This window comes from Pseudoalteromonas phenolica, from assembly GCF_044788725.1.
Classification (GTDB): domain Bacteria; phylum Pseudomonadota; class Gammaproteobacteria; order Enterobacterales; family Alteromonadaceae; genus Pseudoalteromonas; species Pseudoalteromonas phenolica_C.
Genome location: NZ_CP173161.1, coordinates 1,723,874 through 1,743,499, shown reverse-complemented (window position 1 = coordinate 1,743,499; position 19,626 = coordinate 1,723,874). Strand labels below are relative to the sequence as shown.

Below are 19,626 nucleotides of genomic sequence, written 5' to 3'. Positions count from 1 at the left end.
TGTAATGTTAAGCAAACCAAAGGAAGCATTCGCTTCCTTTTTTTATTTTACGATTTACAATGCATATATGTTTTATATATGGAATATATAATGGGTATTGTAAAAATTTCAGATGAACTACACGAAGAAATTCGTACAACGTCGTCAGTTATGTCTCGCTCAATCAACTCACAAGCCGAATTTTGGATAAAAATCGGTCGCTTATGCGAAATGCATCCTGACAAAACATTTAACGATTTAATTCAACAAGAACTCATGTTACAGCGACAAAAAGAGGCGTCACTGAATGAATGAAGTAACAATCAAATCAGTGGAAGAAATTGCACTGATGCGAGAATCAGGCAAGCTGCTCGCCCAAGTGTTCAAAATGCTCGATAATTTCATCAAACCCGGTGTTTCAACGTTAGAAATTGATTCGCAAGTTGAAAACTATATCGTAAATGAATTAAAAGCACGCCCAGCTTCAAAAGGACAATACGGCTATCAGTATTGTCTAAATAGCTCAATTAACGAAGTAGTCTGCCATGGCGTACCTAGCGCATGCCAGGTTTTAAAAAGTACTGATATCGTCAATATAGACATTACCTTAGAGAAAAATGGCTTTATCACAGACTCAAGCAAAATGTATGTCATGCCAGAAGCTAAACCTGATGCCAGGGCACTGGTCAAAGTCACGACTGAAGCGATGTGGTTAGGTATAAAAACGGTAAAGCCAGGCGCAAAGCTAGGTGATATTGGATTTGCAATACAGAATTATGTCGGGAAATTTGGCTACACGGTTGTAAAAGAGTATTGCGGCCACGGTATTGGCCGAGAAATGCATGAAGAGCCAAATGTTTTACACTATGGCCGCCCTAACACTGGCCTAACTTTAAAAGAAGGCATGACTTTTACCATTGAGCCAATGATCAACCAAGGCACAGCACGCGTTAAAACTAAAAAAGATGGTTGGACTGTAGTGACTAAAGACAAAAAGCTTTCAGCACAAGCTGAACACACTATTCTTGTCACAAAAGACGGTTTTGAAGTACTCACACTTCGCGAAGAAGAACAAATTTAAGTTATTTATTTACTTCTAGCTTCTAGCTTCTAGCTTCTAGCTTCTAGCTTCTAGCTTCTAGCTATCGAAATTTAAATACAAAAAAGGCTCCCTTAGGAGCCTTTTTTAAGCAAGATTAGATTACCAACCCGCTTTTTCTTTAAGTGCAACACCGATGTCAGCTAGTGAACGAACAGTCTTAACACCTGCAGCTTCTAGTGCAGCGAACTTCTCGTCAGCTGTACCTTTACCACCAGAGATAATTGCACCAGCGTGGCCCATGCGCTTACCTGGAGGAGCTGTAACACCAGCGATGTAAGAAACAACTGGCTTAGTTACGTTGTGCTTGATGTACTCAGCAGCTTCTTCTTCAGCCGTACCACCGATCTCACCGATCATTACGATAGCTTCAGTTTGCTCGTCTTTCTCGAACATCTCAAGTACGTCGATGAAGTTAGTACCAGGGATTGGGTCACCACCGATACCAACACACGTTGATTGACCGAAACCAGCGTCAGTTGTTTGCTTAACTGCTTCATAAGTAAGCGTACCAGAACGTGATACGATACCTACTTTACCTGGCTTGTGGATGTGACCAGGCATGATACCGATCTTAGTTTCACCTGGAGTGATAACACCTGGGCAGTTAGGACCGATCATACGAACGCCAGTTTGCTCAAGCTTCTCTTTCACGTCAACCATGTCTAGTGTAGGGATACCTTCAGTGATACAAACGATCAGCTGAATGCCAGCATCGATTGCTTCTAAGATAGCATCTTTACAGAACGCTGCTGGAACGTAGATTACTGATGCAGTTGCGCCAGTAGTTTCTACAGCTTCACGTACAGTGTTGAATACAGGAAGACCTAGGTGAGTTGTACCACCTTTACCTGGAGAAACACCACCAACCATCTGTGTACCGTACTGGATAGCTTGCTCTGAGTGGAAAGTACCTTGACCACCAGTGAAACCTTGACAGATTACTTTAGTATCTTTGTTAATTAAAACAGACATTATTTGCCCTCCGCAGCAGCAACTACTTTCTCAGCAGCGTCAGTTAGAGACTCAGCTGCAATGATGTCAAGATCAGAGTTAGCAAGAACTTCACGACCTAGTTCAGAGTTAGTACCTTCAAGACGTACAACAACTGGTACGTTTACACCAACTTCTTTAACAGCACCAATGATACCTTCTGCGATCATGTCACAACGTACGATACCACCGAAGATGTTAACTAGAACTGCTTTAACATTGTCATCAGAAAGGATGATCTTGAATGCTTCAGCAACACGCTCTTTAGTAGCACCGCCACCAACATCTAGGAAGTTAGCTGGCTTACCACCGTGTAGGTTTACGATGTCCATAGTACCCATTGCAAGGCCTGCACCGTTAACCATACAACCAACGTTACCGTCTAGCGCAACGTAGTTAAGCTCGAAGCTTGCAGCGTGAGCTTCACGTGCATCTTCTTGTGAAGGATCGTGGAATTCACGGATCTTAGGCTGACGGAATAATGCGTTACCGTCTACACCGATCTTACCGTCTAGACAGTGAAGGTTACCAGCGTCTGTGATTACTAGAGGGTTGATTTCAAGAAGTGCGAAATCGTGATCGATGAACATGTTCGCAAGACCTAAGAAGATCTTAGTGAACTGTTTGATTTGTGCAGGAGTTAGACCTAGTTTGAAGCCTAGCTCACGACCTTGGTAAGCTTGAGGGCCTACTAGTGGATCGATTTCTGCTTTGTGAATTAGTTCAGGTGTTTCTTCAGCAACTTGCTCGATTTCAACACCACCTTCAGTTGAAGCCATGAACACGATTTTACGTGAAGCACGGTCTACAACAGCACCTAGGTATAATTCATTTGCAATATCAGTGCAGCTTTCTACTAAGATTTTAGCAACTGGCTGACCTTTTTCGTCTGTTTGGTAAGTAACTAAGTTTTTACCTAACCAGTTTTCTGCGAATGCGCGGATTTCGTCTTTGCTGTCAGCTAGTTTTACACCGCCAGCTTTACCACGTCCACCTGCGTGCACTTGACATTTAACAACCCACTTGTCACCACCGATTTTACCAGCAGCTTCAACTGCTTCTTGTGGTGTATCACAAGCGAAACCTTCAGATACAGGTAAACCATAGTCGGCAAAAAGTTGTTTTGCCTGATACTCATGCAAATTCATGATGCTTTATCCAATTTCTTATACTATTAAAGCTATTTATGAGTTCATAAACAGCTATCCCAAATTGCGCCCCTAGTATAGATCCCAAGGCTTAGTATGAAAACCCTAGTTAGACCAAAGCCGCAAAAAAAAAGCTGTATGATGACTCATACAGCTTAATATCTAATCAATAACGATTAAACGTCAAGAAGAAGACGTGTAGGATCTTCAAGAAGTTCCTTAATTGTTACCAAGAAGCCTACTGACTCTTTACCATCGATTTGACGGTGGTCATAAGAAAGTGCTAGGTACATCATAGGTAAAATTTCAACTTTACCGTTTACAGCCATTGGACGTTCCTGGATTTTGTGCATACCAAGAATTGAAGACTGAGGTAAGTTGATGATAGGTGTAGAAAGTAATGAACCAAATACACCACCGTTTGTGATAGTGAAGTTACCACCTGTCATATCGTCAACAGTTAGCTTGCCGTCACGACCTTTAAGCGCTAATTCACGAATACCCTTCTCGATTTCAGCCACTGAAAGCTTGTCACAGTCACGAAGTACTGGTGTAACCAAACCACGAGGAGTAGAAACCGCGATGCTAATATCAAAGTAGTTGTGATATACGATGTCATCACCGTCGATTGATGCATTCACTTCAGGGAAACGCTTAAGTGCTTCAGTTACTGCTTTCACATAGAAAGACATGAAACCTAAACGAATACCGTGACGCTTTTCGAACACTTCTTGATATTGCTTACGAAGGTCCATGATTGGTTTCATGTTAACTTCGTTGAATGTAGTAAGCATTGCCGTTGAATTCTTAGCTTCAAGAAGACGGTTTGCAATAGTCTTACGTAGACGTGTCATAGGTACACGTTTCTGTGAACGGTCACCTAAAGGCGCAGCAGGTGCAGATGCTGCCGCTGGTGCAGCAGCAGGTTTAGCCGCAGGTGCTTTAAGGAATGCATCAACGTCTTCTTTAGTGATACGGCCGCCTTTACCAGAACCTTTGATTTGTGAAGCATCAAGGCCTTTTTCAGCGATTAAACGACGAACTGAAGGTGTTAAAACGTCTGATGACTCATCAGAAGCTGGTGCAGCTTCTGCAGCAGGTGCCGCCGCTGGAGCAGACGCGCCAACAACGATGTTACCAATCACTTGTTCGCCAAGTACAGTTTCACCTTCAGCATGGATCTGCTCACCCATAACACCGTCTTCAGGTGCAACAACTTCTAGTACAACCTTGTCTGTTTCAATATCAACAAGGTTCTGGTCACGGCTTACCGCTTCACCAGGTTGAACATGCCAAGTTGCAATTGTAGCGTCTGCTACTGATTCTGGAAGTACAGGTACTTTAATTTCCACGTCTTTACCTTCTGTTGCTGCAGCAGCTACTGGTGCAGCTTGTTCGTTAGATTGTTGAGCCGGTGCAGCGGCATCGCCAGCAGCACCAATTTGAGCAATCACTTGCTCGCCTAATACAGTTGCGCCTTCTTCTTCAGAAATTGAAACAATTACACCATCTTCTGGTGCAACTACTTCAAGAACAACTTTATCAGTTTCGATATCAACTAAGTTTTGGTCGCGTGATACAGCATCACCAACTTTAACATGCCAAGTAGCGACAGTAGCGTCTGCTACTGACTCAGGAAGAACTGGAACCTTAATTTCGGTTGTCATCTCTTATCCCTTATTTCTTAATTGTTAATGCGTCAGCAACTAACGCGTTTTGTTCTTTAGTATGAGTAGACATATAACCACATGCTGGAGCAGCTGAAGCCTTACGTCCTGCGTAAGAAAGATTTGCACCTGCTGGGATTGCTTCCCAGAAGTGGTGTTGAGAACAATACCAAGCACCTTGGTTTTGTGGTTCTTCTTGACACCATACGAAATCTTTAACGTGTTGATAGCGAGACATGATATTTTCCATTTCCTGATGAGGGAATGGATATAACTGCTCAACACGAACAATCGCAACATTATTAAGTTCTAGCTTACGACGCTCTTGCAGTAGCTCGTAGTAAACTTTACCACTACAGAAAACCACTCTTTCAACATTTTCAGGATTGATATCATCAATTTCATCAATCATGTTGTGGAATACACCCTCAGAAAGCTCTTCTAAAGAAGAAACAGCTAAAGGATGACGTAAAAGTGACTTAGGTGTCATTACAATCAGTGGACGACGTAAAGGACGTACTGATTGACGACGAAGCATGGCATAAACTTGAGCCGGTGTTGAAGGAACACACACCTGCATATTATGATCAGCACATAGTTGTAGGTAACGCTCTAAACGTGCAGAACTGTGCTCTGGACCCTGACCTTCGTAGCCATGAGGAAGAAGCATAGTTAAACCACATAAACGACCCCACTTTTGCTCGCCTGAGCTTAAGAACTGGTCAAATACAACCTGAGCACCGTTTGCGAAGTCACCGAACTGAGCTTCCCAAAGTACTAATGAAGTAGGCTCTGCAGTTGCGTAACCATATTCGAACGCCAATACAGCTTCTTCAGATAACACTGAGTCGTAAACTTCAAATGCGCCTTGACCTTCACGGATATTCTGCAGAGGCAAGTAAACAGATGCATCTTCTTGGTTGTGAACAACAGCATGACGGTGGAAGAAAGTACCACGGCCAGAATCCTGACCTGTCATACGTACATCAGTACCTTCGTCAACTAATGTCGCATACGCTAAAGATTCAGCCATACCCCAGTCTAGTAATTTATCGCCGTTCGCCATTGCTTTACGGTCGTCATAAATTTTCTTAACACGAGACTGTGCTTTATGGTTTTCTGGGTAATTTGCAAGTACATTGCCCAGTTCTTTAAGCTTTTCTACTGGTAGTGATGGGTCATATGCTACGTCCCAATCATGACCAACAAATTTTGACCAATCTGATGAATGCTTAGTTTCAGATTTAACTTCTTCAACTACACACACGCCTTTATCAAGACCATTACGATATTCATCAGCTAAATTCTTAGACTCTTCAGCTGAGATTACACCTTCTGATGCTAGCTTGTCTGCATACAGCTGACGTGGCACAGGGTGCTTTTTGATCTTTTGATACATTAATGGCTGAGTTGCATTCGGCTCGTCTGCTTCGTTGTGACCATGACGACGGTAACAAACTAAGTCAATAACAACATCGCGCTTGAATTGATTACGGAAATCAAGTGCTAGCTGAGTTACAAACGCAACAGCTTCTGGATCATCAGAGTTCACGTGGAAGATTGGTGCCTGAACCATTTTAGCAATGTCGGTACAGTAATCTGTAGAACGCACATCTTCTTGCTTAGACGTTGTGAAACCTACTTGGTTGTTTACAACGATTCGAACTGTACCACCGACACCAAATGCACGTGTTTGCGATAAGTTGAATGTTTCTTGAACAACACCTTGACCAGCGATTGCAGAGTCACCGTGGATTGTAATCGGCAACGCTTTAGAGCCATTCTTACACCCTAAACGGTCAAGACGCGCTCTCACAGAACCCATAACTACAGGATTAACAATTTCAAGGTGAGATGGGTTGAATGCAAGCGCCATATGAACATCACCACCTTTGGTCGCGAAGTCAGATGAATAACCCATATGGTATTTTACGTCACCAGAACCTGCTAATTCGCCATATTTACCAGCAAACTCATCAAAAAGAACCTGTGGATTTTTACCTAGTACGTTTACAAGAACGTTTAAACGACCACGGTGAGCCATACCAATTACAGTTTCTTCTTGGCCGCTTTCACCGGCACGGTGAATCAGCTCTTTTAGCATAGGTACTAATGCATCGCCACCTTCTAGAGAGAAACGTTTTGCACCAGGAAATTTTGCACCTAAATACTTTTCAAGACCATCAGCGGCAATTAGACCTTTAAGAATTCTAAGTTTAGTTTCTTTGCTAAATTGAGGCTGTGAGAAGGTAGATTCTAAACGTTGTTGTAACCAGCGTTTTTCTTCTGTAGAAGTGATATGCATGTATTCAGCACCAACTGAACCACAATATGTAGTTTTAAGTGCTTCATACAAGTCTTTGAGTTTCATTGTCTCTTTGCCACAAGCAAAAGAGCCAACGTTAAATTCTTTATCTAAGTCAGCATTGTCTAGATCATGGTAAGACAAATCTAGATCTCTAACACGTTCACGTTGCCACAAACCTAACGGATCAAGGTTTGCATTTTGATGGCCGCGGAATCTAAACGCATTAATAAGCTGTAGTACACGTACTTGTTTAGCATCTGTAGTACCAGCTGCTGCAACAACTACTTCTCTGTGTTTGTTTTTCGCAAGTTCAGCAAATTGTGCTTTCACTTCTGAATGTTTTACATCAACATCCACACCATCAACTTTAGGAAGTTGATCAAACACCTCACGCCATTCTTCTGGCACAGAAGTCGCATCGTCTAGATACGCTTCATAAAGCTCTTCTACATAAGCTACGTTTCCGCCATATAAATGCGAAGATTCTAGCCATGCCTTCATCACACCTTCGTGCATTAATTAGCCCTTTTTATTCGCGCAGAAATTAAACTAAAACAAGATGACATCTGCAGATGTCATCTTGTGGATTTAACTATGGATTAAACCGAACGATTTAACAACATAGATTTAATCTGACCAATGGCTTTAGTTGGATTTAAGCCTTTTGGACATACGCTTACACAGTTCATGATACTGTGACAGCGGAATACGCTAAATGCATCATCTAAATCTTTCAGACGCTCTTCAGTCGCAGTATCACGGCTATCCGCTAAGAAACGGTAAGCGTGTAATAGACCTGCAGGACCGATGAACTTATCTGGATTCCACCAGAATGAAGGACAAGATGTTGAACAACAAGCACATAAAATACACTCATAAAGACCATCAAGCTTTTCACGATCTTCAACAGTTTGAAGACGCTCAATACCACCTGTTGGCTTATCATTAATTAAGAAAGGTTTAACTTTCTCGTATTGAGTGTAGAACTGAGTCATGTCGATAACAAGGTCACGAATGACTGGTAAACCTGGTAAAGGACGTAAAATTACTTTATTGCCCTTTAATGCAGATAACGGAGTAATACATGCTAGGCCGTTTTTGCCGTTCATGTTTAAACCATCAGAGCCACATACACCTTCACGGCAAGAGCGACGGAAAGAAAGTGTTGGATCTTGCTCTTTTAATAATAAAAGTGCATCCAAAACCATCATATCACGGCCTTCTTCTACCTCGAGTTTATAATCCTGCATACGTGGCGCGTTGTCCACATCAGGGTTATAACGATAAACAGAAAATTCTAATGTTGCCATCGTTAACTCCTAGTAAGTACGTGCTTTAGGTGGGAATGCTTCACGCGTAGTTGGCGCAAAGTTTACATCACGTTTAGTCATCACATCTGACTCTGGGTGATGTAATGAGTGACATAGCCAGTTTGCATCGTCACGCTCAGGGAAGTCAAAGCGAGAGTGAGCACCACGGCTTTCAGTACGGAAGTTTGCAGCTACTGCTGTAGAGTATGCAGTTTCCATAAGGTTGTCTAACTCAAGACATTCGATACGTTGTGTATTGAAGTCTGACGACTTATCGTCAAGACGCGCGTGCTTAAGACGCTCACGAATAGCTTTAAGCTGCTCAAGACCTTCAGCCATTGAGTCACCTTCACGGAATACCGAGAAGTTAAGCTGCATACACTCTTGTAAGTCTTTCTTGATTTGCGCTGGGTCTTCACCTTTACCTGGCTCAGAGTTTTCCCAACGATTAAAGCGAGCAAATGCTTCGTCAATGTTATCTTGCGTCGCATCACCTGTAGACTCGAAGTCTTTCAGGTAAGTACCTAAGAAGTTACCTGCTGCACGACCGAATACAACAAGGTCAAGTAGTGAGTTACCACCTAGGCGGTTTGCACCGTGTACAGATACACATGCGATCTCACCAACAGCGAATAAACCTTCAACGATGCGCTCGTCACCGTTTTCATTCACGTTTAGTACTTGGCCATTTACGTTAGTCGGTACACCACCCATCATGTAGTGACATGTTGGGATTACTGGAATTGGTTCTTCTGCAGGGTCAACGTGTGCGAATGTCTTAGAAAGATCACATACACCTGGAAGACGTAGGTTAAGCATTTCAGCACCAAGGTGATCAAGCTTAAGTTTGATGTGTGGACCCCAAGGACCTTCACAACCACGACCTTCACGAATTTCTGTCATCATTGCACGTGCAACAACGTCACGACCTGCTAAATCTTTAGCGTTTGGCGCATAACGTTCCATGAAGCGTTCACCGTCTTTATTTAGAAGGTAACCACCTTCACCACGACAACCTTCAGTTACAAGTGTACCTGCACCAGCAATACCCGTTGGGTGGAACTGCCACATTTCCATGTCTTGCATAGCAATGCCAGCACGAACTGCCATACCAACACCGTCACCAGTGTTAATGTGTGCATTCGTTGTAGACGCATAAATACGACCAGCACCACCTGTTGCAAGTACAACAGCTTTTGATTTGAAGTAAACAACTTCACCTGTTTCAATACAGATGGCTGTTACACCAACAACGTCACCTTTGTCATTTTTAACAAGGTCTAACGCATACCATTCAGAGAATACGTTTGTTTTGTTTTTTACGTTTTGTTGGTAAAGACAGTGAAGAAGTGCGTGACCAGTACGGTCAGCCGCTGCTGCTGTACGAGCAGCCTGTTCGCCACCGAAGTTTTTAGATTGACCACCAAATGGACGTTGGTAAACACGGCCGTTCTCGAAACGAGAGAAAGGTAGACCCATGTTCTCAAGTTCTGTGATAGCTTCAGGACCTGTCTTAGTCATGTATTCGATAGCGTCTTGGTCACCGATGTAATCAGAACCTTTAACCGTATCGTACATGTGCCATTCCCAGTTATCTTCATGAGAATTACCAAGAGCAACTGTAATACCGCCTTGCGCAGACACTGTGTGCGAACGTGTTGGGAATACTTTAGAGATCAGAGCACAGCTTTTGCCTGATTCAGAAATCGCAAGAGCAGCACGCATACCAGCACCGCCGGCGCCTACTACTACTGCATCAAATTCACGAACATTATATTTCACTTAAACACCCCATAAAACGAATAGACCAATTGCTACGTAAGCAACGGCCATAAGGTTTAATACGAAACCTAAAACTGAACGCAACGTTGATGACTTAACATAGTCTGTTAGCACTTGCCAAAGACCGATGCGAGTGTGAACCATAATGCACACTAAAGTAATAAAAGTTGCTGCTTTAACGAAAAGGTTTGAGAATAAACCTGTCCAAGCTTCATAAGTAAGTTCAGGGGTAAGGAATAAATAACCAACGATAAAGAATGCATATGCTGCAATGATTAACGCGGTAGCACGTAATGATACATAATCTTGTACACCATCACGCTTAAGAGTTGCTTGATTTAAGACCATATCCACACTCCAGCTAGAATTGCAACGATTACCCAAAGTGCAATCGCAATTTTAGCGCTGCTATTGCCCGATTCTAATTCTTCCCAGTGACCCATATCTTGGATCATGTGGCGAATACCACCAATTAGGTGATATGAAAGCGCCGCGAAGGTGCCCCATGCAATGAATTTTGCAATAAAGCCAGTGAATAGCTCTTTTACAAATTCAAACCCTTCAGGAGAAGAAAGAGACTCAGACCAAGCCCAGATAACAAAAGTTAAAGCAATGAACAATGCCACACCCGTAATACGGTGAAGAATTGATGCTTTAGCAGTTGCTGGCATAGATATAGTCGTAAGATCTAGATTTACAGGTCTTTGCTTTTTCACAGTTACTTGCCCATCTTGCCCACATAAGGAGCTTCATCTACTTGTTTTTATAAAACCATTTATACCGAATGTATAAATGACACACTCTAAGTAAACCTTTTTTGCAACAGAAACGAATTTTTGTTGTAAAAATAGGTTTACCCACAGACGACATGGTATTAAACCGCATACAGTATATAAGGCCGCGAGTGCTTTTACAATTCTTGTTTAGATTGAGAAGCTTGCGAATTAGCCAATGGTATAATATTTAAACTCGGGTAGAATATTTATTATCCATTTTTGCATAATCCTTAGAAAAATTGACTTTATACCCCAGTTTTACGTTAAAATGATCTGAATTTGCTTAACATTAGTATCACAACATAACAATCGACATTGTTATTTCATAGGAGATAAATAGATGGCAGATAAAAAAGCCACAGTCCATATTGATGGTCATGATCCAATCGAACTTCCAATTTACTCTGGCACAGCAGGTCAAGACGTAATTGACGTTCGTACCCTAGGCGCTCACGGCCACTTCACATATGACCCAGGTTTTATGTCTACTGGCTCTTGTGAGTCATCTATTACCTACATCGATGGTGGTAAAGGTGTACTACTTCACCGTGGCTACCCTATCGAACAACTAGCTGAAAACTCAAACTATATTGAGCTTTGCTACTTACTTCTTAATGGCGAGCTTCCGACAGAAGAACAACACGCAGAGTTTGCTGAAGAGATCACAACTAACACGATGCTTCATGAAAAAATTGCAGCATTCTTCCAAGGTTTCCGTGTAGATTCTCACCCAATGGCTATGCTTTGTGGTGTGGTTGGTGCGATGTCATCTTTCTACCACGATGATCTTGATATCTCAGATGCAGACCAACGTCACCGTAGTGCAGTTAAACTAATCGCTAAGCTGCCTACTATCGCGGCTATGTGTTACAAGTACAACATCGGTCAGCCATTCGTTTACCCTCGTAACGACTTAAGCTACGCTGAAAACTTCCTACATATGATGTTCTCAGTACCAGCTGAAAAGTACGAAGTAAGCCCTGTTCTTGCTAAAGCAATGGACCGTATTTTCATGCTTCACGCTGATCACGAACAAAACGCTTCAACGTCTACTGTTCGTCTAGCAGGTTCATCGGGTGCAAACCCTTATGCATGTATTGCGGCTGGTATCGCGTCACTATGGGGCCCTGCTCACGGTGGTGCAAACGAAGCATGTTTGAACATGCTAGAAGAGATCGGTTCAGTTGATCGCATTGACGAATACGTTGCTAAAGCGAAAGACAAGAACGATCCGTTCCGTCTTATGGGCTTCGGTCACCGTGTTTACAAAAACTTCGATCCGCGTGCAACAGTAATGCGTGAAACGTGTCACCAAGTACTTGAAGAATTAAACATTCAAGATCCACTACTAGACGTAGCTATGCGTCTAGAACAAATCGCCCTTGAAGACCCATACTTCATCGAGAAGAAACTATACCCTAACGTAGATTTCTACTCAGGTATCATTCTTAAAGCGATTGGTATCCCAACAAGCATGTTCACTGTGATCTTTGCTATGTCTCGTACAGTTGGTTGGATCTCACACTGGGATGAGATGCTATCTCAACCAGGTCACAAAATTGGTCGTCCTCGTCAGCTTTACACTGGCTACACACAGCGCGACTACAAAGCAAAATCAGAAAGATAATGCTTTAACATTCAAAAAAGGCCGCACTCGCGGCCTTTTTTATTGGTATAATTTACGAAATTTTACTTAATCTTTTTAGTATGTGCCCTATCTCTGAACTTAGACAACAGTTTCCTATCTTGAATTCAAAGAGTGAAGACCCTTTTATCTATCTCGATTCAGGTGCAACGAGCCAAAAACCACAACAAGTTATCGAGGCTATAGATTCTTTTTATCGCGAGCAAAATGCAAATGTACACCGAGGTTTACACACGCTAAGCGCTGAAGCCACTTCTGCATTTGAGCAAGCCCGTGAAAAAGTCGCTAATTTTTTAAATGTTCAGAGTAAAGAAATTGTTTGGACGGCTGGTGCGACAGATAGTATTAATATTATTGCTAATGGTTTTAAAGCACAACTTAACCAAGGTGAAGTAATATGCATATCTGCTTTAGAACATCACGCAAACATCGTACCTTGGCAAGAATTATGTAAAGAAAGAGGCTGTATTCTTAAAGTTTTACCTATCACAGAATCGGGCGTTTTAGATCTAAAATCATCTGTTGACTTAATTTTCGAACAGAAACCAAAAATAGTTGCTATAAGCCATGCTTCAAATGCCTTAGGGAATATTCAACCTGTAGAGAAAATTATTGAAGCTGCTCATGAAGTTGGGGCTAAAACGATTCTAGATGGCGCACAGGCCTTTATGCACCTTCGTCCAGATCTTCGTAAACTTGATTGCGACTTTTATGTGTTTTCTGCACATAAAGCATTAGGACCGACTGGATTAGGAGTTTTGTATGGTAAATATGACCAATTAAATGCACTTAATCCTTTAAGGTTCGGTGGAGAAATGATCAAAGAAGTCTCTTTTGAACAGACATCATTTCAAGATGCGCCAAGCAAGTTTGAGGCAGGTACTCCCAATATTTCAGCTGTCATTGGTTTTTCAGCTGCGCTCGATTTTTTAAATTCAATTGATTACAAAGAATTACAACAATACGAGCAAGGGCTTTATCACTACTTACTGAGTCAATTGCGCACCATTAATGGCGTTATCATTTATGGTGATACTGAAAATAACATTGGTACAATAAGCTTTAGATATAAAAATGAACACCATTTTGACTTGGCTACTTTGCTTAATGGCTATGGCGTCGCCATACGTAGTGGTCACCACTGTACACAGCCTTTAATGAAGGCGCTCGATATCGACGGTACAATCCGTGTGAGCCTGGCGTTTTATAATAATCATGACGACATTGATGCGTTTATTCAGGCATTAAAAGAGTCCATCGACTTACTTGAAATCTAATACAATGACTTATAACGAATTTAAAGAAAAACTCTCAGATTTAAAATCTTGGCAATTAATGTATCGAGAGATCATGTTACTTGGCAAAAGCCTACCAGAAATGCCTGAGCTACTGAAAACAGATGATGTTTTGATTAAAGGCTGTGAAAGCAAGGTTTGGCTAAGAGTTGAGTTAAGTGATGATCAAATACTAGTGTTGATTGGTGATTCGGACACGCGTATTGTCAAAGGTCTGATGGGTCTAATTATGATTATGCACCAAGGCAAAACGCCAGAGCAAAGCGTAAAAATTAATGCCTATGACGAGTTTGAGCAGTTGGGCTTGATCAAGCATTTAAGTCCATCAAGAGGCAATGGTATCAAAGCCATTGCTGATACCATTCATGAACGAGTAAAACAGTGGCTTTAAGCCGCCACTGTTTTTTTCTTTTTCTCTAGATATTTTTTTATCGCTTTTGATGAAGCGAAAAAGCCAAAACTGGCTGTGACCATAGTGGCAGAGCCAAACCCTGTCGCGCAGTCCATATTCTTTGCACCCTCAGAGCCCTGCTTCGCTAAACAAACTTCACCATCAGCTGTGGGATAAGCCAATTGCTCAGTTGAATATACACAGTCTACAGCAAACTTGCGCTTAGGATTCGTGGTGAAGTTATACTTTTTACGCAATAAGTAACGAACTTTAGCCAGTAACGGATCTTGTGTCGTTTTTGCCACATCACCATATAAAATCTGGCTTGGATCGATTTGGCCACCTGCACCACCTGTTGTAATAACTGGGATCTTGTTTCTTTTACAATGTGCGATCAACGCTGCTTTTTCATTTACCGCGTCAATACAGTCAATAACATAATCAAAGCCAGTAATATATTCACGAATATTCTCTAGCGTTAAGAAATCATCTATGAGTTGAACATCGCACTCTGGATTAATTTGTTTAATGCGGGTGGCCATAGCTTCGATTTTTTGCTCACCCACAGACTCAGTTAATGCATGGATCTGTCTATTAATATTAGTCACACAAATATCATCCATATCAATCAGCGTGATTTTACCAACGCCTGTGCGCGCTAGAGACTCAGCAACCCAGCTACCAACACCACCAATGCCAATGACACAAAAATGTGCTTCACCTAGCCAAGTTAAAGCTTGTGCACCATATAAACGGCCAATACCACCAAATCGTAATTGTTGCTCTTCTGTCATATTACCAATCTAAATTCAAAGGTGCTTTCCATTGCTGAAAAGCATCTGATGTTACGAGTTTACTAAACTCTTTACCTGGATCAGGCAAATAAGAAAAATATTTATCTTGTCCTTGCCATTGAAAAGACAAAGCAAAGGCATGTAAATATACCCTATCGGAAGACGAGCCAGTATATGCTGTATCGCCCAATATTGGGCTTGAAATGCTTTTCATCGCGACTCGCAGCTGGTGTGTTTTACCTGAATACGGCTTCAATATCACCCCTCTCAAACCTTCACCGAGACTAGTTGAGTAAAACCGCGTGACCGCAGGGTTCTTTGATGTTTTCTCAAGCTTATAGGTACCGCGCCTTGACGCTGACATATCACCTTTTATCCAGCCTTGTTTCTTCTTCGGCTTGCCTTCAGTGATAGCGAGATAAAATTTATCCACCAATCGATTCGAAAACAACTCTGTTAACGTAGCTGCTGCTTGGCTAGATTTTCCTAAAACAATTAGACCTGAAGTGACTTTATCTAGCCTATGAACTGGATAGAATTTGCATGCTTGCTGTGCTTCTAAAAGCGCAACAAAACCTGCACCTTGCTCAGAGTGAAAACTAAGTCCAGCAGGTTTTGCCGCTACGATAAAATCCGCTTCGTCAGAAATAACTTTAAGCATTGCCACTCAGAATATTATTAACTCGAGCCAAGTCTTCAGGGGTATCAACACCTGCAAAAACAGGTTTACACGCTTTGGTGATTTTTATTTGATAACCGTGGTACAAAACACGCAACTGCTCAAGTGACTCTTGAACTTCTAATGGCGAGACAGCAAGATTAAGATACTCAGAGATAAAACCCGCTCTGTAAGCGTAGATACCAACATGTCTTTGAAAATGCTGCAAAGGAATGGCTTCTTTTTTCGCTAACATGCTGTCTCTTTGAAACGGTATTGATGCACGAGAAAAGTATAAGGCATTGTTATTCACATCTTGAACAACCTTTACCGCATTCGGGTTGTAAACCTCTTCTTCGTCTGCAATATCCACGCTAAGTGTCGCCATTGGCGCTGTAGAGTTAAATAAGAGCTCTGCAACTTGGTCGATATTTTCAGCTTCTAAAAGCGGTTCATCGCCCTGAACATTGACGATGATTGTATCTTTATCTAGTGATAATTTTTCAACCACTTCAGACAAACGCTCAGTACCTGACTGATGGTCTTCTCTAGTCATCAATACATTGTCTGTAAAGTTTTTTGCGCTTTCAAACACGGCTTGATGATCTGTAGCGATATAAACCGCAGCAGCTTTTGATTTGCACGCTTGTTCATAAACTCTTTGGATCATTGGTTTACCACAGATATCGGCCAAAGGTTTGCCTGGTAAACGAGTCGACGCGTAACGCGCAGGAATAACGACTACGAATTCCACTGCTCTACCTCATCAGCAGAAAGCTCACGCGCTTCATTTTCTAATAGCACTGGAATATCATCATTTATAGGGTATGCAAGCTTAGCCGCGGTGCTGATCAACTCTTTATTTTCTGCATCGTACTGTAACTTTCCTTTTGTTACCGGACACGCGATGATCTCAAGTAATTTTCTATCAAATGCCATGTGTAATACCCTTTTCTTTTAATAATTGATTAATCTGTTCAATCAATTCTTTGGTTGGTGTGGCGTCTACTTTTAAGTAATACCAATTATTTTTAGCAAACTGCTGACATTTTACGGCATCTTTTTCCGTCATAAATACAGCGTTTGATTCTGTGTCTGTAAAGTCTTGCTCAGTATATGCATGATGATCACGGTAATGCTTACATTCAACAAGCTTTTTACCGAGTGCTTCAAGGCTTTTTTCAAATCGCTGCGGAGAACCAATAGCACTGACTGCAACCCCTTCACTCGGTGTATTCTCAGCGAACGCTTTATTTTTTACGCTATAGAAACCTGAAGCCGCTAATTGATATGAGAAGTGACTATCACCGCCATTCTCTATTGCTAAATCAACAGTGTTAATACGCGAAGGTAATTCTCGTAATGGCCCCGCAGGAATTAAAAAACCGTTACCAAAGCGTCTTTTCGAGTCGATAATACAAAACTCAATGGCTCTTGGCATTTTATAATGCTGCATACCATCATCAGAAACAATCACATCTACTTTGTATTTTTCTTTAAGTATTTTGTAACTCGCTTCTCTATCTGAACCTATCACTAACGGGCATTGCAAGCGATTATAAATTAAGAAGGGTTCATCACCGGCTTCTTCTACACTTGATGTACTTGATAACTCATATGGGTATACAGGTGCTTTAGCGCCATACCCACGGCTGATCACACCGACTGTGAGCCCCATACTCTCTAAATGCGGTACTAGCCATAATACAAATGGAGTTTTACCATTGCCGCCAATACCTATATTGCCAACCACTATAATTGGAATATCAGCCTCAAATGATTTTACAATACCGAGTTTAAACAGCAGTTTTCTAAAACTTGATAGCAGAAAAAAAAGGCCACTTAATGGCGCGAGCAGCCAAGTGATCAGTGATTTTTTTTTATACCAAGATGATTCTATATAGCTCATACTTATTCGCCATATTGCATTTGGCAAAGCGCAGCATAGGTGCCTTTTTGAGCAAGTAAAGATTTATGATCGCCCTGCTCAATCACTTTGCCTTTATCAAGTACATAAATACAATCAGCGTTTTCTATCGTCGATAATCTATGAGCGATAACAATAGACGTTTTTTCTTTCATTAGTTCATCAAGGGCTGCTTGAATTAAACGCTCAGACTCAGTATCGAGTGCTGAAGTTGCTTCGTCTAGAATTAAAATCGGTGCATCTTTAACGATTGCGCGTGCAATTGCAATACGTTGTCTTTGACCACCAGACAACATCACCCCATTTTCACCTACCACTGTTTTAAGACCTTGCGGTAAGTCTTTTACAAACTCCCAAACATGGGCTTTTTTGGCTATTTCGGTGATTTCTTGTTCGGTCAAAACTCTATCAGCACCATAGCAAATATTGTTTGCTAGCGTATCGTTGAACAACACTACTTGCTGCGAAACAATCGCAAATTGAGCTCTCAGATCTTTAAGCGGGTAATCTGAAATATTGTGATCATCTAATAAGATTTCACCATCTTTAAAATCGTAGAAACGAGGCAGTAGAGATGACAGTGTCGATTTACCAGAGCCTGAACGACCAACTAACGCGATATTTTCACCTGCTTTTATCTTTAACGACAAGTTGCTTAAAACTGGCTCATCCTTCGTAGGGTAAGTAAAGGTAATGTTGTTAACTTCGATATTACCTTGCGCTTTTTCAAGCGCGCGTGTGCCCGTATCTTTTTCAATGTCTAAATCTAAAATTTCAAAGATGCTCTGCGCCGCAGTTATACCACGTTGCAATTCAACATTCACATTCGCCAGTTGTTTGAGTGGCTTTAACATCATCATCATCGATGATAAAAGAACCACAAATGTGCCAGAAGTAATGGTATCGATAACACTTGGCATCGCAATAATGGCTAAAATTAATGCCATCGCCCCCGCGGCTAAAAACTGAATAACAGAGACACTAATTGCCCGTGTTGCATCCATTTTCACTCGTTGCTGACGGTTTTGATTATTTACTTGGGCGAAATTGGCAATTTCTTTATCTTGACCGCCATAGCCATGAATGACTTTATGGCCTGCCAACATTTGTTCTGAGCCCCGTGTTACCCCACCCATCGCGTCTTGAATATTTTTTGATATTTTCCTAAAACGCTTTGCGACCACAGCCACAATAACAGCAACAATAGGAATAACGGTTAAAAATATTGACGATAGCTTCCAGTTCGCTTCGAACATAACGTACAGTAAGAAAACGACAAACGCGCCTTCTCTTATAATAACCTGTAGAGCTCGAGTAATCGCTTGTTGAACTTGTTCCGTGTCAAATGTGATCTTAGATATCAGTTCACCATTAGAGTGCTGATCATGAAATGAAACTGGTAAAAACAGCATATGCTCAAATAATTGTTGTCTTAGTTTTTGCACTACCCTTGAGCCCACATAGCTCAAACAATAAGAAGCCATGTAATTAAATACACCGCGACCTAGCACAAGCACAATTACAACCACGGGGGCCCAAGTTAATACTTCTGTATTTCTTGATGTTAAACCATCATCAATAAACGGCTGCATTAAGCGAATGAACTGGGCATCCATCGCCGCGTAACCAAGCATACCAATGACTGAGAATATGGCTGCTAATTTGAAATCATAGGTATATGAAAAAAGACGTTTATAAATTTGCTTTGCATTATGCTTGGCACTGGTTTGCATGGAAGCTCTCAACTACTTAAAAAACCTTGCTATTGTACTGTTCAATAGCACAAAACTAAATGCTCTACTGTAAATAACATGAGCTTAAGATAATTTTACGTTCCGATAAGAATTTTAAGTA

General features: G+C 41.5%; 19 protein-coding genes. 5 read left to right on the top strand and 14 right to left on the bottom strand.

Translation table 11 applies throughout. The annotated features are described in order from the left end of the window. Window positions 1-90 precede the first annotated feature (90 nt). Window positions 91-294: a ParD-like family protein gene (locus tag ACH784_RS08005; protein WP_058029924.1), complete on the top strand. Its 204-nt coding sequence runs from the start codon at window positions 91-93 to the stop codon at window positions 292-294. Next, window positions 287-1,060 carry a type I methionyl aminopeptidase gene (gene map / locus ACH784_RS08000; protein ID WP_404394859.1) on the top strand — a complete coding sequence of 258 codons (774 nt, stop codon included), beginning with the start codon at window positions 287-289 and terminating at the stop codon, window positions 1,058-1,060. Before ACH784_RS08005 ends, map begins: the two co-directional genes overlap by 8 nt. A 120-nt stretch (window positions 1,061-1,180) precedes the next feature. Here the strand turns inward: map and sucD are convergent, their stop codons facing one another. The 8 genes from sucD to sdhC form a co-directional block, all read right to left on the bottom strand. Beyond that, window positions 1,181-2,053, bottom strand: coding sequence for a succinate--CoA ligase subunit alpha (gene sucD / locus ACH784_RS07995; RefSeq protein ID WP_058029926.1), 873 nt, complete (start codon window positions 2,051-2,053; stop codon window positions 1,181-1,183). After that, window positions 2,053-3,219, bottom strand: a complete 1,167-nt coding sequence (gene sucC / locus ACH784_RS07990; protein ID WP_058029927.1) for an ADP-forming succinate--CoA ligase subunit beta — start codon at window positions 3,217-3,219, stop codon at window positions 2,053-2,055. Before sucC ends, sucD begins: the two co-directional genes overlap by 1 nt. A 176-nt stretch (window positions 3,220-3,395) precedes the next feature. Then, window positions 3,396-4,886: a 2-oxoglutarate dehydrogenase complex dihydrolipoyllysine-residue succinyltransferase gene (gene odhB / locus ACH784_RS07985; protein WP_404394857.1), complete on the bottom strand. Its 1,491-nt coding sequence runs from the start codon at window positions 4,884-4,886 to the stop codon at window positions 3,396-3,398. A 10-nt stretch (window positions 4,887-4,896) separates the two neighbouring features. Next, window positions 4,897-7,710 carry a 2-oxoglutarate dehydrogenase E1 component gene (locus ACH784_RS07980; RefSeq protein WP_404394855.1) on the bottom strand — a complete coding sequence of 938 codons (2,814 nt, stop codon included), beginning with the start codon at window positions 7,708-7,710 and terminating at the stop codon, window positions 4,897-4,899. An 83-nt stretch (window positions 7,711-7,793) separates the two neighbouring features. Next, the gene (locus tag ACH784_RS07975; protein ID WP_138478605.1) at window positions 7,794-8,504 is read right to left on the bottom strand and encodes a succinate dehydrogenase iron-sulfur subunit; all 711 of its coding nucleotides are present in this window, start codon (window positions 8,502-8,504) and stop codon (window positions 7,794-7,796) included. Between the two features lie 9 nt (window positions 8,505-8,513). Further along, window positions 8,514-10,286 carry a succinate dehydrogenase flavoprotein subunit gene (gene sdhA, locus ACH784_RS07970; RefSeq protein WP_058029931.1) on the bottom strand — a complete coding sequence of 591 codons (1,773 nt, stop codon included), beginning with the start codon at window positions 10,284-10,286 and terminating at the stop codon, window positions 8,514-8,516. After that, the gene (sdhD, locus tag ACH784_RS07965; RefSeq protein ID WP_404394854.1) at window positions 10,287-10,634 is read right to left on the bottom strand and encodes a succinate dehydrogenase, hydrophobic membrane anchor protein; all 348 of its coding nucleotides are present in this window, start codon (window positions 10,632-10,634) and stop codon (window positions 10,287-10,289) included. Next, a complete protein-coding gene (gene sdhC, locus ACH784_RS07960; RefSeq protein WP_404394853.1) occupies window positions 10,625-11,002 on the bottom strand; it encodes a succinate dehydrogenase, cytochrome b556 subunit in 378 nt (125 codons plus the stop codon). The genes sdhD and sdhC overlap by 10 nt, the downstream gene beginning before the upstream one ends. A 400-nt stretch (window positions 11,003-11,402) precedes the next feature. Between sdhC and ACH784_RS07955 the strand changes: the two genes are divergently transcribed. The 3 genes from ACH784_RS07955 to ACH784_RS07945 all read left to right on the top strand — a co-directional run bounded on the left by ACH784_RS07955 (window position 11,403) and on the right by ACH784_RS07945 (window position 14,393). Continuing rightward, window positions 11,403-12,689, top strand: a complete 1,287-nt coding sequence (locus ACH784_RS07955) for a citrate synthase (RefSeq protein ID WP_404394852.1) — start codon at window positions 11,403-11,405, stop codon at window positions 12,687-12,689. Between the two features lie 80 nt (window positions 12,690-12,769). Beyond that, window positions 12,770-13,984 carry an aminotransferase class V-fold PLP-dependent enzyme gene (locus ACH784_RS07950; RefSeq protein ID WP_404394850.1) on the top strand — a complete coding sequence of 405 codons (1,215 nt, stop codon included), beginning with the start codon at window positions 12,770-12,772 and terminating at the stop codon, window positions 13,982-13,984. Window positions 13,985-13,988: 4 nt separating this feature from the next. Then, window positions 13,989-14,393 carry a SufE family protein gene (locus tag ACH784_RS07945; protein WP_404395224.1) on the top strand — a complete coding sequence of 135 codons (405 nt, stop codon included), beginning with the start codon at window positions 13,989-13,991 and terminating at the stop codon, window positions 14,391-14,393. Here the strand turns inward: ACH784_RS07945 and tcdA are convergent. Genes tcdA through msbA form a run of 6 tightly spaced genes read right to left on the bottom strand, consistent with a single transcriptional unit; the run spans window position 14,390 to window position 19,505 of the window. Then, the gene (gene tcdA, locus ACH784_RS07940; RefSeq protein ID WP_404394849.1) at window positions 14,390-15,187 is read right to left on the bottom strand and encodes a tRNA cyclic N6-threonylcarbamoyladenosine(37) synthase TcdA; all 798 of its coding nucleotides are present in this window, start codon (window positions 15,185-15,187) and stop codon (window positions 14,390-14,392) included. The genes ACH784_RS07945 and tcdA overlap by 4 nt on opposite strands. 1 nt (window position 15,188) lies before the next feature. Beyond that, entirely contained in the window at window positions 15,189-15,848 is a 660-nt protein-coding gene (locus ACH784_RS07935) for a pseudouridine synthase (RefSeq protein WP_404394848.1), read from the bottom strand. Then, window positions 15,841-16,599 carry a 3-deoxy-manno-octulosonate cytidylyltransferase gene (gene kdsB / locus ACH784_RS07930; protein WP_404394847.1) on the bottom strand — a complete coding sequence of 253 codons (759 nt, stop codon included), beginning with the start codon at window positions 16,597-16,599 and terminating at the stop codon, window positions 15,841-15,843. The genes ACH784_RS07935 and kdsB overlap by 8 nt, the downstream gene beginning before the upstream one ends. Then, a complete protein-coding gene (locus ACH784_RS07925; RefSeq protein ID WP_130253800.1) occupies window positions 16,587-16,784 on the bottom strand; it encodes a Trm112 family protein in 198 nt (65 codons plus the stop codon). Before ACH784_RS07925 ends, kdsB begins: the two co-directional genes overlap by 13 nt. After that, window positions 16,774-17,754, bottom strand: coding sequence for a tetraacyldisaccharide 4'-kinase (lpxK, locus tag ACH784_RS07920; RefSeq protein WP_404394844.1), 981 nt, complete (start codon window positions 17,752-17,754; stop codon window positions 16,774-16,776). Before lpxK ends, ACH784_RS07925 begins: the two co-directional genes overlap by 11 nt. A gap of 2 nt (window positions 17,755-17,756) precedes the next feature. Then, complete coding sequence (gene msbA / locus ACH784_RS07915; protein WP_404394843.1) at window positions 17,757-19,505, bottom strand: lipid A export permease/ATP-binding protein MsbA; 1,749 nt, start codon at window positions 19,503-19,505, stop codon at window positions 17,757-17,759. Window positions 19,506-19,626 lie beyond the last annotated feature (121 nt).

Coding starts and splice junctions, on each gene's coding strand:
- sucD (WP_058029926.1), bottom strand. CDS start 2,053: ATGTCTGTTTTAATTAACAAAGATACTAAAGTAATCTGTCAAGGTTTC.
- map (WP_404394859.1), top strand. CDS start 287: ATGAATGAAGTAACAATCAAATCAGTGGAAGAAATTGCACTGATGCGA.
- ACH784_RS07945 (WP_404395224.1), top strand. CDS start 13,989: ATGACTTATAACGAATTTAAAGAAAAACTCTCAGATTTAAAATCTTGG.
- ACH784_RS07925 (WP_130253800.1), bottom strand. CDS start 16,784: ATGGCATTTGATAGAAAATTACTTGAGATCATCGCGTGTCCGGTAACA.
- sdhD (WP_404394854.1), bottom strand. CDS start 10,634: ATGGTCTTAAATCAAGCAACTCTTAAGCGTGATGGTGTACAAGATTAT.
- ACH784_RS07980 (WP_404394855.1), bottom strand. CDS start 7,710: ATGCACGAAGGTGTGATGAAGGCATGGCTAGAATCTTCGCATTTATAT.
- ACH784_RS07975 (WP_138478605.1), bottom strand. CDS start 8,504: ATGGCAACATTAGAATTTTCTGTTTATCGTTATAACCCTGATGTGGAC.
- lpxK (WP_404394844.1), bottom strand. CDS start 17,754: ATGAGCTATATAGAATCATCTTGGTATAAAAAAAAATCACTGATCACT.
- tcdA (WP_404394849.1), bottom strand. CDS start 15,187: ATGACAGAAGAGCAACAATTACGATTTGGTGGTATTGGCCGTTTATAT.
- odhB (WP_404394857.1), bottom strand. CDS start 4,886: ATGACAACCGAAATTAAGGTTCCAGTTCTTCCTGAGTCAGTAGCAGAC.
- ACH784_RS07950 (WP_404394850.1), top strand. CDS start 12,770: ATGTGCCCTATCTCTGAACTTAGACAACAGTTTCCTATCTTGAATTCA.
- ACH784_RS07935 (WP_404394848.1), bottom strand. CDS start 15,848: ATGCTTAAAGTTATTTCTGACGAAGCGGATTTTATCGTAGCGGCAAAA.
- ACH784_RS08005 (WP_058029924.1), top strand. CDS start 91: ATGGGTATTGTAAAAATTTCAGATGAACTACACGAAGAAATTCGTACA.
- ACH784_RS07955 (WP_404394852.1), top strand. CDS start 11,403: ATGGCAGATAAAAAAGCCACAGTCCATATTGATGGTCATGATCCAATC.
- sucC (WP_058029927.1), bottom strand. CDS start 3,219: ATGAATTTGCATGAGTATCAGGCAAAACAACTTTTTGCCGACTATGGT.
- msbA (WP_404394843.1), bottom strand. CDS start 19,505: ATGCAAACCAGTGCCAAGCATAATGCAAAGCAAATTTATAAACGTCTT.